This window comes from Microvirga sp. VF16, assembly GCF_016864375.1.
Taxonomy (GTDB): domain Bacteria; phylum Pseudomonadota; class Alphaproteobacteria; order Rhizobiales; family Beijerinckiaceae; genus Microvirga.
Map to the genome: position 1 here is coordinate 4,707,811 of NZ_CP069354.1, position 16,241 is coordinate 4,724,051.

The window sequence follows — 16,241 nt, forward strand, 5'->3', positions numbered from 1 at the left end:
GATGCGTTCCTCTTCATCCTTTTTAGAAGCGTACGGCGCGGGCGCGCTTGACCTGCGGGATCTCCTCGATCTTGCGCAGGAGCTCATCGGAGACCGGCTCGTCCACCGACACGAAGCAGATCGCATCGCCGCCCGGCTTGTCGCGGCCGAGCGCGAAGGTCGCGACGTTCACGCCCGACTCGCCGAGCAGGGTGCCGAAGCGGCCGATGAAGCCGGGCTTGTCGTCGTTGCGCACATAGATCATGTTCGGCGCGAATTCCGCATCGACCATGATGTCACGGATTTCGGTCACACGCGGCTTGCCGTCCTGGAACACGGTGCCGCCCGCATGGCGCGCCATGTCCTCCGCGTCGACAACGATGCGAATGAAGCTCTCGTAGTCGCGAGCCGCGCTCTCGCGCTTGACCTCTTCCACCGTGATGCCGCGCTCGCGCGCCACGATCGGAGCCGACACCATGTTGATGTCCTGCAGGAAGGGCCGCAGCACGCCGGTCACCGCAGCCGAGGTCAGCGCGCGGGTGTTCATCTCGGCGACAGCGCCCTCGTATTCGATCCGAATGCCCTTGATCGGCGCTTCCGTGAGCTGGCCGAGGAAGGAGCCGAGCTTGTCGGCAAGCGCCACGAACGGCTTCAGGCGCGGCGCTTCCTCCGCAGTAATCGACGGGAAGTTCACCGCATTCTGGATCGCGCCCTGCAGCAGGTAATCCGACATCTGCTCGGCCACCTGCAGCGCCACGTTCTCCTGCGCTTCCGAGGTGGCAGCACCCAGATGCGGCGTGCAGACCACGTTGGGATGGCCGAAGAGCGGGTTGGAAGTCGCCGGCTCCTCGACGAACACGTCGAAGGCGGCGCCCGCCACATGGCCGGAATCGAGCGCCGCGCGCAAAGCCGCCTCGTCGACGAGACCGCCGCGGGCGCAGTTGATGATGCGCACGCCCTTCTTGGTCTTGGCGATATTCTCCGCCGAGAGCACGTTCTTCGTTTTCTCGGTCATCGGCACGTGCAGCGTGATGATGTCGGCGCGGCGCAGGAGATCGTCCAGCTCCACTTTCTCGACGCCGAGTTCGACTGCGCGTTCCGGCGACAGGAAGGGATCGTAGGCGATCACCTTCATGCGCAGGCCGATGGCGCGGTCGGCCACGATGGATCCGATATTGCCGCAGCCGATGACACCGAGCACCTTGGCGGTCAGCTCGACGCCCATGAAGCGGTTCTTCTCCCACTTGCCTCCTTGCGTCGACGCATCGGCCTGCGGGATCTGGCGTGCGAGCGCGAACATCATGGCGATGGCGTGCTCGGCGGTGGTGATGGAATTGCCGAAGGGCGTGTTCATGACGATGATGCCCTTCGCCGTGGCGGCGGGGATCTCGACATTGTCGACGCCGATGCCGGCGCGGCCGATGACCTTCAGGCTCTTGGCCTGTTCGAGGATCTTCGCCGTCACCTTGGTGGCGGAGCGGATGGCAAGGCCATCATATTCGCCGATGATGGCGGCGAGCTTGTCCTTGTCCTTGCCGAGATCCGGCTGGAAATCGACCTCGATGCCGCGATCCTTGAAGATCTGCACGGCGGCGGGAGACAAAGCATCGGAAATGAGAACGCGGGGAGCGGGCATGGTGCACCTGTGCCTGTAGCGTCATCCCGGCCAAGCGCAGCGCGAGCCGGGATCGTCATGGGAGTCTAGCTGGTGAGAGCGATCCCGGATCGCGGCATGGCCGCGTCCGGGATGACGCATGAAATCAAGCCGCTTGCGCGAGCTTCGCCTTTTCCTGCGCGAAGGCCCAGTCGAGCCAGGGCGTCAGGGCTTCGAGGTCCGATTGCTCGACCGTCGCGCCGCACCAGATGCGAAGGCCGGGAGGCGCGTCGCGATAGGCGCCGATGTCGAGGGCGACGCCCTCCTTGTCGAGCGCCGTCGTGATGCCCTTGGCGATCTGCGCCACGGCGTCGGGGCCCTTGGCGACCACGTCCGGATCGGCGATGACGAGGCAGACGCTGGTGTTGGAAGCGGTCACCGGCACCTTGGCGAGATTGGCGATCCACGGGGTCTTCGCGACCCAGTCATGGATGACCTTCGCGTTGGCATCGGCCTTGGCGACGAGCGCGTTCAACCCACCGATGGACTTCGCCCATTCGAGCGCGTCGATGTAATCCTCGACGGCGAGCATGGAGGGCGTGTTGATGGTCTCGCCCTCGAAGATACCTTCGATGAGCTTGCCACCCTTGGTCATGCGGAAAATCTTCGGCAGCGGCCAGGCCGGCTTGTAGCTCTCGAGCCGCTCCACCGCGCGGGGCGAGAGGATGAGCATGCCATGGGCCGCTTCGCCGCCCAGAACCTTCTGCCAGGAGAAGGTGACCACATCGAGCTTGGAGAAATCGAGCTTCTGCGCGAAAGCCGCCGAGGTGGCATCGCAGATGGTCAGGCCTTCGCGGTCGGCCGCGATCCAGTCGGCGTTCGGCACGCGCACGCCGGAGGTGGTGCCATTCCAGGTGAAGACCACGTCGCGGTTCTTCGTGTCGACCTGCGCAAGATCGGGAAGCTCGCCGTAAGGCGCATTGATGACCCTGGCGTCAGACAACTTGAGCTGCTTGACCACGTCCGTGACCCAGCCCTCGCCGAAGCTTTCCCAGGCCAGCATGTCGACCGGGCGGGCACCCAGCATCGACCACAGCACCATCTCGACGGCGCCGGTATCGGAAGCGGGCACGATGCCGATGCGGTAATCGGCCGGCACGTCCAGCACCTCGCGGGTGAGGTCAATGGCGAGCTTCAGGCGCGATTTGCCGAGCTTCGCGCGGTGCGAGCGGCCGAGGCTGTCGGTCTTGAGGTTCTGGAGAGACCATCCGGGGCGCTTCGCGCAGGGGCCGGACGAAAAGAAAGGCGCGCGCGGACGCGCGGCAGGCAGGTTTGTCATGTAATCCATCCTTACAGATGGGCGCCTCTCGGTGGGGAGAGGTGTCCCGCCAACCGGTATGAATGAGGTGCGGCCGGCGGTCAAGGCGACTATCGTTGCGTCAATGGCTCAGATTACGAAATCGTAATACAAAACATCGTGTTTGCTGCGTTATGTTCGCAGCACTTGGCATATATTGTGCTAGGACAACTTCCGATAATTGTGACCAAAGAGCCGATAAGGCCAAAGGACTGAGTAAGGAGCGAGCATGCGTGTGTCCGGTCAACTCGCTGTCATTGCCGTGCTGGGGGCAGCAGGCTTTGGCGGCTGGTACGCCTATAAGGGCGGCCACTTGGCCAATGTGCCCGTGATCGGCGCGTATGTGAGCCAACCCGCAGGCCAGCAGGCCGCCCAGGGTGGGCGTGGCCGCGGCGGTCCGGCCGGACCTGCGACGGTTGACGTCGATACGGTCAAGACCGGGCGCATCGTCGAGGTCCGGGAATCGGTCGGCACGGTCCGTGCCTATGAATCGATCATGGTGACCGCCAAGGTGGCAGGCATCGTCAGCGAGATCGGCTTCGAGGAAGGCCAGAAGGTCAAGGCCGGCGACATGCTGGTCCAGTTCGACGCCGCCGAACGCCGCGCCGCCATCGAGCAGGCCGTCGCCGAGGCGAACCGCGCCACGGCATTGCGGAACGAGGTCGCGATCAAGCTCGAACGTGCCCAGGCGCTCAGCCGCACCGGAGCCGGCACCGGCGCCCAGGTCGAGGATCTGACGGCCCAGATGAAGTCGCTCGAAGGATCGATTGCCTCCGCCCAGGCCCAGCGTAAGGCCGCAGAGGCACGGCTTGAAGATTTGATGATCCGGGCCCCCTTCGCGGGCCGCGTCGGCACCCGCTCCGTCTCGCTCGGCGCCTATGTGGCCCCCGGCACGCGCATTACCTCCCTCGACGACCTGTCCAAGATCCGCCTCGACTTCGCGGTGCCGGAGAACCTCCTGGGCCGCCTCAAGCCGGGCCAGACGGTCAATGCCACCTCCGCCGCCTATAAGGGCCGCACCTTCAAGGGCAGCGTGTCGACCATCGATCCCCGCGTCGACCAGACGACCCGCACGGCGCGCCTGACGGCAGAATTCGAGAATGCGGACGAGGCCTTGAAGCCCGGCATGTTCCTGTCGGTGGCCCTGGAGGTTTCGACCAAGGACGATGCCGTCGTGGTGCCGGAAGAGGCCATCGTCAGCGAGGGTCTGCGCCACATCGTCTATCCGGTGAAGGACAACAAGGTGGAGCGTCGCGTCATCACCATCGGCCAGCGCCAGGGTGGCAAGGTCGAGGTGGTGGAGGGCTTGAAACCCGGCGAAACTGTCGTCGTGCTGGGCGTCCAGCGCGTGCGCCCCGGCGCCGAGGTCGTCGCCCGCCCGGTGGGCTCGGGTGCACCAGCCCCGGCGGCCCCCGTGCCCGCGGCGAACCGGGAGCAGCCCTCCCGCTCCTCGCTGAACGTGCCGCAGGCCATCGGCGCCGCTCAGGCTGCCGAGCGGAAGTGATCTTTCTCTCCCGCTCCGGCGGGAGGTTTTCGTTTTACTGACTGGACTAGAGCCGAACCGCCATGCAGGTTTCAGACCTCTTCATCCGCCGCCCTGTCTTCGCTGTCGTGGTCAGCCTGCTGCTGATCGTGGGTGGCCTTGCAGCGCTCATGAACCTGCCGGTTCGCGAATATCCGCAGGTCGACCGCCCGGTCGTTTCGGTCTCGACTGTCTATCGCGGCGCCTCGAACGAGGTGATCGAAAGCCGCGTGACGGAGATCATCGAAGGCGCGGTCGCCGGTATCGAAGGCATCCGCCAGATCACCTCCCAGAGCCAGAACGATCGCTCCTCGGTCTCCATCGAGTTCGAGGTTTCCCGCGATCCGGAGGCCGCGACCTCGGACGTGCGCGACGCCGTGTCCCGCGTCACCGGACGGCTGCCCGACGACGCCGATACGCCGGTGGTGCGCAAGGTCGATGCGAATGCCTCGGCCATCATGTGGGTGGGCGTCACGTCCACCACCCTCGATGCGCTGGAGCTGAGCGACTACCTCAAGCGCGTCTATGTGGACCGCCTGTCCACCGTTCCCGGTGTCGCCAATGTCAACTTAAGCGGCGAGCGGCGCTTTGCCATGCGCATCTGGGTCGACCGGCCGGCGCTCGCGGCCCGTGGCCTGACGGTGCAGGATCTCGAAACCGCCATCGAGCGCCAGAACGTGGAACTTCCCGGCGGCCGGATCGAATCCAGTCAGCGCGAATTCACCGTCAAGACCGATTCCCGCCTCTCGACGCCCGAGGAATTCCAGCAGGTCATCGTCACCAACAAGAACGGCTATCTGGTTCGGCTCGGTGAAGTCGCCCAGGTCGAGGTAGGCCCGGAAGACACGCGCTTCGAGTTCTACCAGTCGGGCGAAACCGCCATCGGCATGGGTATCGTGCGCCAGTCGACCGCCAACACGCTCTCCGTCGTCGAGGGCGTGCGCAAGGAGCTGGAGGAGCTCAAGTCTTCCCTGCCGCCCGGCACCGTCGCTGAAGTGGCCTATGACGAGAGCCAGTTCATCCGCGCCTCCATCGACGGTGTGCTGAAGACCCTCATGGAAGGCGTGGCGCTGGTGATCCTCGTCATCCTGATCTTCCTGCGCGACTGGCGTTCCACCATCGTGGCCATGGTGGCGATCCCCGTCTCCATCACCGCGGCCTTCATGGTGATGGCCTTCTTCGGCGCGTCGATCAACGTGCTGACCCTGCTCGCCATCGTGCTCGCCATCGGTATCGTCGTCGACGACGCGATCGTGGAAATCGAGAACGTGCACCGGCGCATCGAGGAAGGCCAGCCGCCGCTGCTCGCCTCCTTCGACGGTGCGCGCGAGATCGGCTTCGCGGTGATCGCCACCACCGCCACCCTCATGGCGGTGTTCGTGCCGCTTGCCTTCATGACCGGCAATACCGGCAGGCTCTTCCGCGAATTCGGCATCACGCTCGCCGCAGCGATCTTCTTCTCGGGCGTGGTGGCACGCACGCTTACCCCGATGCTCTGCTCCAAGCTGATGGTCCCGGCCCACGGCCGCATTCAGCGCATGACCGAGCCGCTCTTCGAGAAGATGAACAGCGGCTATCGCTGGCTGCTGTCCCGCGCATTGCGGATTCCGGTCGTCATCCTGTTCATCGGCTTCCTGGTGTCGCTGTCCGCCTATGGCCTGTTCCAATCCCTGCCGAAGGAGTTCGCACCCACCGAGGATCGCGGCGCCATCATCGTCCGGCTCCAGGCGCCGGAAGGTGCCAGCCTCGATTACACCCGCGACCGGGTGAAGGAGGTCGAGCGCGCCCTCATGCCTCTACAGGAGCAGGGCCTCGTCGCCTCCATGCTGAGCCAGGTCGCGCCCGGCTTTGCGCGCCCCTCCCCGGTCAACGAAGGCATCGTGATCGTTCGCCTCGTGCCCTGGGAGGACCGTACGGAGAGCCAGCAGGACATCGTGCGCCAGATGACGCCGAAGGTGTCGAGCTTCCCCGGCGCGCGCGTGTCGGTGGTCAACCCGCCCGCCTTCGGCGGTGCCGGTGGCTTCGGCCAGCCGATCCAGTTCGTGCTCGGTGGCCCCGACTACGAGACGATCCGCGGCTGGCGTGACATCGTCATGCAGAAGGCCCAGGAGACGGGCAAGTTCGTCAATATGGACTCCAACTATCGCGAGTCGCAGCCGGACATCCGCGTGCAGATCGACCGCCAGCGCGCCGCCGATCTCAGCGTCTCGGTGGAGGATATCGGCCGCACGCTCCAGCTGATGTTCGGCGAGACCGAGGTCTCGACCTTCGTCAGCCGCGGCGACGAATATCCGGTGATCATGCGCGCCCGCGCCCAGGACCGGGCGACGCCCAACGATCTCACCAACACCTTCATCCGCGCCGCCAACAGCGAGCTCGTTCCGCTCTCTTCCTTCGTCACCTTGACGGAATCGGCCGCGCCGCAGGCCCTGAACCGGTTCGACCGCCTGCGTTCGATCACGATCCAGTCCTCGCTGTCGCCGGGCGTCTCCATCGGCGAAGGCCTGGAGATCCTCCAGCAGATCGTGCGCGACAACCTGCCGGCGGAAGTGCGCATCGGTTATAACGGCCAGTCCAAGGACTTCCTGGACTCGACCGGCGCGATCTACATGACCTTCGCCATGGCGCTCCTCGTCGTGTTCCTGGTGCTGGCGGCGCAGTTCGAGAGCTGGATCAACCCGTTCATCATCATGCTCACCGTGCCGCTCGCGGTGACCGGCGGATTGCTGGCTTTGTTCATCACCGGACAGACGCTCAACATCTACAGCCAGATCGGCATGATCCTGCTCATCGGCCTCATGACCAAGAACGGCATCCTGATCGTCGAGTTCTCGAACCAGCTGCGCGAGCGCGGATATTCGGTGCGGGACGCGGTGGTCGAAGCCTCGGTGCTGCGTCTGCGGCCGATCCTGATGACCTCCATCGCCATGATCGGCGGCGCCATCCCGCTCGCCTGGTCGACCGGCGCCGGCGCCGAAGCGCGCAACGCCATCGGCTCGGTGATCGTCGGCGGCGTCACCGTCTCGACCATGCTGACCATGCTGGTGGTGCCCTCGATCTACCTGCTCATCGGCGGCTTCACCAAGCCCGCCACTTACGTGAGCGAGATGCTCGACAAGCTGCGCGCCCAGACGGGCCAGGTCCCGCACGGCGAGGATCTGCCGTCGCGGAGGAAGCATGTGCCGCCCGCCCAGGCGGCGGAGTGAGACGAGCTTCTTCCCTCCCCCTTGCGGGGAGGGATTGAGGGTGGGGGTTGGAAAGTCAGAGCGCTGTGCTTATCCAGTGAGGATTACGCCGCTACAGCGCTGCACTCGTTAAAGCTCTCACCCGGTCGAACCACCCCCATCCCTACCTCTCCCCGCAGGGGGAAGGAAAATGCGGCGTAATAGCACTCAGAATGAAAAAGCCCCGGCGAGATCATCGCCGGGGCTTTTGTTTTGAACTCGAAATGGAAGTGGCGTCTTACGCGGCAGCTCTCGACGCGGCCTGGGTCACGGCTTCCACCACATCGTCCACCACGCGGTTGACGAGGTCCTCGTTGTCCCCCTCGCCCATCACGCGGATGACCGGCTCGGTGCCGGAGGGACGGATCACGAGACGGCCGGCATTGCCGAGTGTCTCGCGGCCGGACTCGATGGCCTGGATGACGGAGGCTTCCTGCAGGGGCTTGCCGGCCTTGTAGCGCACGTTCTTGAGTACCTGCGGCAGCGGCTCGAAGCAGTGGCAGACTTCCGACACCGGCTTGCCGAGGCTCTTGACCACAGTGAGGAGCTGGAGAGCAGCCACGAGGCCGTCGCCGGTGGTGGTGTAGTCGGACATGATGATATGGCCCGACTGCTCGCCGCCGAGATTGTAGCCGTGAGCGCGCATGTGCTCGAGCACGTAGCGGTCGCCGACCGCGGTGCGCACGAGGCCGAGGCCCATGCCGGTCAGATAACGCTCCAGGCCGAGATTGGACATGATCGTCGCGACGATGCCCGGCTGAGCGAGGCGGCCGTCCTCCTTCCAGGAGCGGGCGACGACGCCCATCAGCTGGTCGCCATCGACCTTGTGGCCCTTCTCGTCGACGATCAGCACCCGATCCGCATCGCCGTCGAGGGCGATACCCACATCGGCGCGCAGCTCGCGCACCTTATGGATCAGGGCATCCGGCGCGGTGGAGCCGACATCGTGGTTGATGTTGAAGCCGTTCGGCTCGACGCCGATCGACACGACCTCGGCGCCCAGCTCCCACAGGGCTTCCGGGGCGACCTTGTAGCCGGCGCCGTTGGCACAATCGATCACGACGCGCATGCCTTCCAGATCGACCTGGCGCGGCAGGGTGCGCTTGGCGAATTCGATGTAGCGCGCCTGGACGCTCTCGATGCGCTTGGCGCGGCCGAGGGTGGCGGAACCGGCGAGGCGCCGCGTCAGGTCGGAATCGATCAGGGCCTCGATCTGAAGCTCCATGTCATCGCTGAGCTTGAACCCGTCGGGGCCGAACAGCTTGATGCCGTTGTCCTCGTAAGGATTGTGGGAGGCCGAGATCATGACGCCGAGATCGCAACGCATGGAGCGGGTCAGCATGGCGACCGCAGGGGTCGGGATCGGGCCGAGGAGCAGCACGTCCATGCCGACCGAGGTGAAGCCGGCCTGAAGGGCGGATTCGATCATGTAGCCGGACAGCCGCGTATCCTTGCCGATCACGACCCGGTGGCGGTAGTCGCCGCGCTGCTGGAACATGAGACCGGCCGCCTGTCCGACCCGCAGGGCGAGATCGGGCGTGATGATCCCGTTGGCGCGGCCCCGAATGCCGTCGGTTCCGAAGTATTTACGCACGTGCTTTGTCTCCGCATTCCGTAGCGCCGAAGCGCGCTTTGGCTTTTTCAAAGCAACCTCCCTGAATTCGGTCAAGGGACCTGAGCCAATGCGCGCCATCACAAGTGATAAGCGATTGTTACAAGCCTTAAACCTGTTCCTTAGGGAGTATTAGATCTTTGAGGTAAACAAAAAAGAACGCCCGCCGGAAAGCGGGCGTCCTGGATTTCACAGTTAATGGCGTTCTTAGGCCTGCGGCTGGGGCTCCATGCCCCCGTCGCTCTCCCGCGGCCGGCCACGGCCGGCGGTGGGCACGGCGGAGCCGCGGCTGGGGGTGATGGTCTCGCCGGTGTCGCGCACCGGCGGCTGGCCGTCGAGCAGATGGCGGATCTCGTCGCCGGTCAGAGTCTCGTATTCGAGCAGGCCGCGGGCCAGGGCCTCGAGCTCGTGCGCCTTCTCGGTCAGAATGCGGCGGGCATCGTTGAGCCCGTCCTCGACCAGGCGGCGGACCTCCGAGTCGATCTTCTGGGCGGTGGCCTCGGAGACGTTCTGCTGGCGGCCCATCTGCATGCCGAGGAAGACCTCGTCCTGGTTCTCGCCATAGGCCACCGTGCCGAGTTCGGGCGAGAAGCCCCACTTGGTCACCATCATCCGGGCGAGACGGGTCGCCTGCTCGATGTCCGACTGAGCACCGGAGGTGACCTTGTCCTTGCCGAAGATCATCTCCTCGGCGATGCGGCCGCCCATCATGATGGCGAGGCGCGAGGTCATCTGCTCGTAGGACATGGACAGCTTGTCCCGCTCGGGCAGCTGCATGACCATGCCGAGCGCGCGGCCGCGCGGGATGATGGTCGCCTTGTGGACCGGATCGGTCGCCGGGACGTTGAGGGCGACGACGGCGTGGCCGGCCTCGTGATAGGCGGTCAGGCGCTTCTCGTCGTCGGTCATGACCAGGGTGCGGCGCTCAGCGCCCATCATCACCTTGTCCTTGGCGTCCTCGAACTCCTTCATCGTGACGATGCGCTTGCCGCGGCGAGCGGCGAGCAGCGCCGCCTCGTTGACGAGGTTCATGAGGTCGGCGCCCGAGAAGCCGGGCGTGCCGCGGGCGATCACCTTCAGGTCCACGTCGGGAGCGAGCGGCACCTTGCGCACATGGACGCGCAGGATCTTCTCGCGGCCCAGGACGTCCGGATTCGGAACGACGATCTGGCGGTCGAAGCGGCCCGGACGCAGCAGCGCCGGATCGAGCACGTCGGGACGGTTGGTGGCCGCGATGATGATCACGCCCTCGTTGGCCTCGAAGCCGTCCATCTCGACCAAGAGCTGGTTGAGGGTCTGCTCGCGCTCGTCGTTGCCGCCCCCTAAGCCTGCACCGCGATGGCGGCCGACCGCGTCGATCTCGTCGATGAAGATGATGCAGGGCGCGTTCTTCTTCGCCTGCTCGAACATGTCGCGCACACGGGAGGCACCCACGCCGACGAACATCTCGACGAAGTCGGAGCCCGAGATGGTGAAGAACGGCACGTTGGCTTCGCCCGCCACTGCGCGGGCGGTCAGGGTCTTACCGGTGCCGGGAGGGCCGACCAGCAGCACGCCGCGCGGAATGCGGCCGCCGAGGCGCTGGAACTTCTGCGGGTCGCGCAGGAACTCCACGACCTCCTGCAGATCTTCCTTGGCCTCGTCGATGCCGGCGACATCGTCGAAGGTGACGCGGCCATGCGCTTCCGTCAGGAGCTTCGCCTTGGACTTGCCGAAGCCCATGGCCCGGCCGGCGCCGCTCTGCATCTGGCGCGACAGAAACACCCAGGCGCCGATGAAGAGCGCGATGGGCAGGATGTTCATGAGAACCGCGATGAACCAGGGGGTCGAATCCGATTGCGGACGGGCCGTGATCTGCACGCCCTTCTGCTGCAGCTTCGTGACCAGCATCGGGTCGCTCGGCGCATAGGTCGTGAAGGTGCGACCATCCGTGTAGGTGCCGCTGATCTCCGGGCCTGAGATGACGACGCTGGTGATGCGCCCGGCATCGGCCTCGCTGAGGAGCTGGCTATAGGCGATGTCGCTACCGCCACCGCGCTGGCCCGGGCTCTGGAAAAGGGTCACGAGCGCCAGCACCAAAAGGAAGATGACGACCCACAAGGCGAAGTTGCGGAAATTTGAATTCATCGGATCAGGTTCTGCCCCAGAGGGAGATGAAGCGTGAGGAAGTCTCCCCCCGCGGTTAAACTCAATGTAGGCACACCGTCTCGCCTTGCCAAGGGAATGCGGCGCCCGTGCGGCATCATCCAATAGCCTTGGCTAAGAGATTTGGCTAACGACCGCGGCGGCGTGGCGGTTCCGGCCCGATGGATACTCTGCCCGCACGATTCAGTCGTAGGAGCGCCCCGGCGATGGTGAGGCGCAATGCCTCCCCTGCCCTGACGGCCTCCCGCAGGCGCCCGGCACACGCTTCGAGCCGGTGAAGGCGGCTATTCTCGAGCCCTGTCCTGGACAGGGCCCGCTCCAGCACCCGGACGGCAATCTCGAAAGGCTCGCTTGCAAGAATGCTGCCCTGGAAGGAGAGGATTCCGTCCTCGAAAACGGGCCCGGCCCGGTCCAGCGCCTCCCGCGCCTTGAGATCGAGCGCCTCGTCGGCCTGGGCGGCGCGCTCGGCGAAGCGCACCAGGCGCCCGGCATCGAGCCCCTCCGCGGCCAGGAGCGGCATGAGCCTGCGCCAGCGGACGCGGGCATAAACTTCGTTCGCGTTGGAAGGATCGGTGACGAAGCGCCAGCCCTGCCCCTGGCAGAGAGTGAGAAGGCTCGATTTCGGCCGGTCGAGCAGCGGCCTCGCATGGACGATGCCGTCCCGATCCGTCTCGCGACGCATGCCGGCGAGCCCGGACAGGCCGGACCCCCGGGCAAGGCGCATCATCACCGTCTCGGCCTGATCATCGAGGGTGTGGGCGGTGATAAGATGCGATGCGCCGGCCTCGCGGGCATACTCGACGAGAAGGCGGTAGCGAGCCGCACGTGCGGCCTTCTGGATGCCGGTTCGAGGCTTGTCGCCAGTCCAGGCGAGGATCCGATGCGGCAGTCCGAGAGCCGCGGCCTCGCTCGCGACGAAGGCGGCCTCCTCGGCCGCTTCCGGCCGCAGGCCATGATCGATGGTGGCAACGAGAACGGGAGGTCGTGGACCGGCGGCGCACCAGCGGGCGATAAGATGCATCAGAGCCATCGAATCCGGCCCGCCGGACACGGCCGCGACGATACCTGAGGCTTGGTTCAGAGAGGCAAAAAGGTTCTCCAGCCCTTCATCCGAGAGCACATCGTCGGGAGGCGGAGGGGCGGCCATCGCTTGGCCCTTCAAAACTCGTCAGCGGCTCAGCTGCACTTGATGCGCTTCTGCTCGCGGTCGGAGGCCTGGCGGACGGGAGCCGAAGCCTGCGGGTACTTGCGGTCGAGTTCGGCAAAGACGGCGCAGGCGCGATCCTTGGCACCGAGACCGTTCAGCGAGATACCGAGCCGCAGCAGGGCATCGGGGGCCTTGGCAGCATCGGGATGCTCGGCCGAGACGTTCAGGAACTGCTCCGCGGCCTCGCGATAGCGGCTGCGCTGGAGATAGGTCTCACCGAGCCAGAAGGTCGCCTCGGGCACCAGCTTGTCGCGGGGGTTGGACTGGAGGAAGCGACGAAAGCCCATCTCAGCCTGATCGTACTGCTTCTGCGTGAAGGAGGCGTAAGCCGCGTCGAAATCGGAGCGCGGATTGCCGACGCTCGTCGCCGCGACGCTCGGACCCGGGCGCTCGGCAATGGCGCCCTGGGGAATGGCCGCAGCACGGTTATGGGAGTTCAGGTCCATGGGAGCGCCGTCGGCGCCACCCTGCTCGTCCTGCTCGATCAGGTCGCCGATGCCGGCAAGCTGCCCGCCGGGCAACGGCATGGGACGGCCCGCGTCGGCCGTCAGGGGTGCCGATGGCGCCGTGGTGCCGAGCGGACGGGGAGCGCCGGGAGCATCCGGTGTTTCGGAGGGATCGAAGACGTCGCTGCGTCGCTGCGGCTGGGCCGGGGTCGGCTGCGCCGGGGGCTGGGCGGGACGCGAAGGAGTGGTCGTGGGCGACGAGGGTCGGGAGCCGCCGCGGCCTTCCTGAAAGCGGAATTCCACATCCTCCTGGAACTTGCGCAGCTGCTCCTTGAGCTGGCGGTTCTCGTACTGGAGCTGCTCCATTTGACCCGAGATCTGGCGGAACTGGCTCTCGAGCCGGTTCAGGCGCACGATCGCATCGGCCGCATCCTGCGCAGCGGCAGGGGAAACAGAAGTCGCGGCCAGAGCCAGGGCAAAGGCGAAAAAGACAAACAGACGTCGAAACATGCTGGGATACCGTGAGGGTCCTCGATCGAGGAGGCCGATAACACAAAAGCGCCGCCACGGCGAGAATGTGGCGGCGCTCTGCGATTTCACGAGGGCTTGAACTCGAGCATCGGACCCAAAAGTGGACCCGCTTTTGGAGTCAAATCCGATGCTCCCCCTCTTGGCTGGCGCATCGTTCGGGCGGAAAACCGGATCCACTTTCCTGCACGATGCGCTAGGTGAGGCTTTATGCCCCGGCGCCGCCGCCGAGCACGGTGACCGCGCGGCGGTTCTGCGACCAGCAGGAGATGTCGTTGCAGACCGCGACCGGGCGCTCCTTGCCGTAGGACACGGTGCGGAAGCGGTTGCCCGGGATGCCGCGGGAGATCAGGTAGTCGCGGACGACCTGGGCGCGGCGGGCGGAGAGCGAGTAGTTGTACTCGCGGGTGCCGCGCTCGTCCGCATGGCCTTCGAGGATGAAGGCGTAGTTCGGGTAGCGCTGCAGCCACTGCGCCTGCTTGTCGAGGGTCGCGACGGCGGTGGGGGTCAGGTCGGTCGAGTCGGTCTCGAAGAACACGCGGTCGCCCACGTTCACGACGAAATCCTGGGCGCTGCCCGGGGTGGCGGCACCGCCGGCTCCGAAGCCGCCGGCTCCATCGGCCCCATCTTTATTGGACGAACACGCCGCCGCCCCGAGGGCGAGGACGATAGCAGCAGCGAACTTGACGGCGCGCAGCGTCATCATTGGCAATACTCCTTACACATACGTTTGCCGAACGTTGTGACTTTCATATCGGGAGGATGGTTAAAGGAGGGTTCCGTCAACCGTGAGGACGCATGCGGGATTAAGGTCAATTATGGCCAAGTTGTGGAAGTTGGGGTTAGGGTTAATCGGTCGTAAACAGCTTCGTGCTGCGTCGGTTATTCCTACCGCAAGGGCATCGGACCCAAAAGTGGAATGCACTTTTGGGACCCATCCGATGCCCAGTTCAACAAGGGTGCATCATTCGGGCGGAAAACCGGATCCACTTTTCCTCATGATGCGCTGGAAGGCAAATGAAGCTAGGCTGCCGCCGATCGTCGGGTTCAAGCGTTGAGAGGTCATGAACATCGTGACGCCCCAGCCGGGAAGCCTCAGACAGCCCTATCGCAAAGCTCTGGACGATCTCCGCCTGGAGAGAGCTTTCGCGCGCATTGCCGACAGCGACCTGCGCCAAGGCAACGCCATCACCCTGCTGCGGGACTCAAAGGAGAATTACCCGGCCTGGCTGGAGGCGATCCGCTCGGCGCAGATCGTCATTCATTTCGAGAACTTCATCATCGCCGATGACGACACGGGTCAGGCGTTCGCGGAAGCCCTGATGGAGCGGGCGCGCGCCGGCGTGCGTGTGCGGGTGCTCTACGATTGGCTCGGATCTTCCTTCCGCGCCCTGCCCCACTACTGGCGGCGCCTGCGCGAGGCCGGCGTCGAGGCCCGCGTCTTCAATCCGCCCAGACTGACCGACCCGTTCTGGATCCGCCGCAACCACCGCAAGCTGATCACCGTCGACGGGCGCATCGCCTTCGTCTCCGGCCTGTGCGTGTCCGACAGCTGGGTGGGCAAGAACGGCACCGAGCCCTGGCGGGATACCGGCCTGTCGCTCGAAGGTCCCATCGTGGCCGATCTCGACGCCAGTTTTGCGGAGAGCTGGGTTCTTTCCGGCATGGCGCCGATCCCGAAATCGGAGTTGCCCCAAGCCGACCTGATCCCGCAGGCGGGATCGGTGGCGGCGCGGGTCATCAGCGGCGAGCCCGGCATGTTCCGCACCTACCGGGTGGACCAGTTCATCGCGGCGACCGCCCAGCGCAATCTCTGGCTGAGCGACGCCTATTTCGTAGCCACCACCTCCTATGTGCAGGCTCTGGGCGAAGCGGCGCGGGACGGGGTGGACGTGCGCCTCCTCGTTCCCGGATCGAGCGACGTGCCCGCCCTGCAGCCTGTGGTCCGGGCCGGCTACCGGTCGCTGATCGAGGCCGGCATCCGTGTCTATGAGTGGAACGGGTCGATGTTCCACGCCAAGACTGCCGTGGCGGACGGGCGCTGGGCCCGGGTCGGCTCCACCAATCTCAACATTGCGAGCTGGGCCACCAATTGGGAGCTCGACGTGGTGGTCGAGGATGCCGATTTCGCCGAGGCCATGGAGGCAGTCTATCTGGAGGATCTCGCCAACGCGACCGAGATCGTTCCCGGCTGGCAATCCCGGCGCCGTCAGGCGCGGAATATGCGCTCGCGCCGTGGCCATCGCTTCAAGAAGGGCGGCGTCCGCAGGCTCGCCGCCGGCGCCCTGGCGCTTTCGAGCACGGTCGGCAAGGCGGTCGGCTCGCGCTCGCTGACGGCAACCGAGGCAAGCAGCGTCGCCATCATCGGCTTCGCTCTGCTGGCGCTCGCGACCTTGATCACGTTCTTTCCGGTTCTGATCGTGTTGCCTATCGTCATCGCGATGGCCTGGCTCGGCATTGCGCTTCTGATCCGCGCCTTCCGACTCAAGCGACGCGTGCGCCTGAGACGCCGTAAGCTTGCCCTGCGGCGCAAACTGACCAAGATCAAGGAGCATGAGGCCTCGCCAGGAGAGTAGGACCCGAAAAGAAGAAAAGGAAACCAACGGTCAAGCTTGGCGTTGATCTCG

General features: G+C 65.5%; 10 protein-coding genes. 3 read left to right on the top strand and 7 right to left on the bottom strand.

Annotated elements, in window-relative coordinates; genetic code table 11:
* Positions 1–22: 22 nt before the first annotated feature.
* Positions 23–1,615, bottom strand: coding sequence for a phosphoglycerate dehydrogenase (serA, locus tag JO965_RS22075; RefSeq protein WP_203441118.1), 1,593 nt, complete (start codon positions 1,613–1,615; stop codon positions 23–25).
* A gap of 124 nt (positions 1,616–1,739) precedes the next feature.
* Entirely contained in the window at positions 1,740–2,912 is a 1,173-nt protein-coding gene (locus JO965_RS22080) for a phosphoserine transaminase (RefSeq protein WP_203441119.1), read from the bottom strand.
* Positions 2,913–3,159: 247 nt separating this feature from the next.
* Here JO965_RS22080 and JO965_RS22085 point away from each other — a divergent pair, with 247 nt between their 5' ends.
* Both JO965_RS22085 and JO965_RS22090 read left to right on the top strand, forming a co-directional pair.
* The gene (locus JO965_RS22085; RefSeq protein ID WP_203441120.1) at positions 3,160–4,434 is read left to right on the top strand and encodes an efflux RND transporter periplasmic adaptor subunit; all 1,275 of its coding nucleotides are present in this window, start codon (positions 3,160–3,162) and stop codon (positions 4,432–4,434) included.
* Between the two features lie 62 nt (positions 4,435–4,496).
* Positions 4,497–7,658, top strand: coding sequence for an efflux RND transporter permease subunit (locus JO965_RS22090; protein ID WP_203441121.1), 3,162 nt, complete (start codon positions 4,497–4,499; stop codon positions 7,656–7,658).
* Between the two features lie 256 nt (positions 7,659–7,914).
* Here JO965_RS22090 and glmM read toward each other — a convergent pair whose 3' ends face one another.
* From glmM to pal, 5 genes are all read right to left on the bottom strand, one after another.
* On the bottom strand, positions 7,915–9,270 hold the full coding sequence (gene glmM, locus JO965_RS22095; protein ID WP_203441122.1) for a phosphoglucosamine mutase: 1,356 nt from the start codon (positions 9,268–9,270) through the stop codon (positions 7,915–7,917).
* A 225-nt stretch (positions 9,271–9,495) separates the two neighbouring features.
* Positions 9,496–11,415 carry an ATP-dependent zinc metalloprotease FtsH gene (gene ftsH / locus JO965_RS22100; RefSeq protein WP_203441123.1) on the bottom strand — a complete coding sequence of 640 codons (1,920 nt, stop codon included), beginning with the start codon at positions 11,413–11,415 and terminating at the stop codon, positions 9,496–9,498.
* 145 nt (positions 11,416–11,560) lie between these two features.
* Positions 11,561–12,580, bottom strand: coding sequence for a tRNA lysidine(34) synthetase TilS (gene tilS, locus JO965_RS22105; RefSeq protein WP_203441124.1), 1,020 nt, complete (start codon positions 12,578–12,580; stop codon positions 11,561–11,563).
* A gap of 29 nt (positions 12,581–12,609) precedes the next feature.
* Complete coding sequence (gene ybgF / locus JO965_RS22110) at positions 12,610–13,596, bottom strand: tol-pal system protein YbgF (protein ID WP_203441125.1); 987 nt, start codon at positions 13,594–13,596, stop codon at positions 12,610–12,612.
* A 226-nt stretch (positions 13,597–13,822) separates the two neighbouring features.
* Complete coding sequence (gene pal / locus JO965_RS22115) at positions 13,823–14,320, bottom strand: peptidoglycan-associated lipoprotein Pal (protein ID WP_203441126.1); 498 nt, start codon at positions 14,318–14,320, stop codon at positions 13,823–13,825.
* A 358-nt stretch (positions 14,321–14,678) separates the two neighbouring features.
* Here pal and JO965_RS22120 point away from each other — a divergent pair, with 358 nt between their 5' ends.
* Positions 14,679–16,190, top strand: a complete 1,512-nt coding sequence (locus JO965_RS22120; RefSeq protein WP_203441127.1) for a phosphatidylserine/phosphatidylglycerophosphate/cardiolipin synthase family protein — start codon at positions 14,679–14,681, stop codon at positions 16,188–16,190.
* Positions 16,191–16,241 lie beyond the last annotated feature (51 nt).

What these genes read in the sequence shown, in the direction of transcription:
- tilS (WP_203441124.1), bottom strand. Translation starts at nt 12,580, where the DNA reads ATGGCCGCCCCTCCGCCTCCCGACGATGTGCTCTCGGATGAAGGGCTG.
- serA (WP_203441118.1), bottom strand. Translation starts at nt 1,615, where the DNA reads ATGCCCGCTCCCCGCGTTCTCATTTCCGATGCTTTGTCTCCCGCCGCC.
- JO965_RS22080 (WP_203441119.1), bottom strand. Translation starts at nt 2,912, where the DNA reads ATGACAAACCTGCCTGCCGCGCGTCCGCGCGCGCCTTTCTTTTCGTCC.
- JO965_RS22120 (WP_203441127.1), top strand. Translation starts at nt 14,679, where the DNA reads ATGAACATCGTGACGCCCCAGCCGGGAAGCCTCAGACAGCCCTATCGC.
- ybgF (WP_203441125.1), bottom strand. Translation starts at nt 13,596, where the DNA reads ATGTTTCGACGTCTGTTTGTCTTTTTCGCCTTTGCCCTGGCTCTGGCC.
- JO965_RS22085 (WP_203441120.1), top strand. Translation starts at nt 3,160, where the DNA reads ATGCGTGTGTCCGGTCAACTCGCTGTCATTGCCGTGCTGGGGGCAGCA.
- ftsH (WP_203441123.1), bottom strand. Translation starts at nt 11,415, where the DNA reads ATGAATTCAAATTTCCGCAACTTCGCCTTGTGGGTCGTCATCTTCCTT.
- pal (WP_203441126.1), bottom strand. Translation starts at nt 14,320, where the DNA reads ATGATGACGCTGCGCGCCGTCAAGTTCGCTGCTGCTATCGTCCTCGCC.
- JO965_RS22090 (WP_203441121.1), top strand. Translation starts at nt 4,497, where the DNA reads ATGCAGGTTTCAGACCTCTTCATCCGCCGCCCTGTCTTCGCTGTCGTG.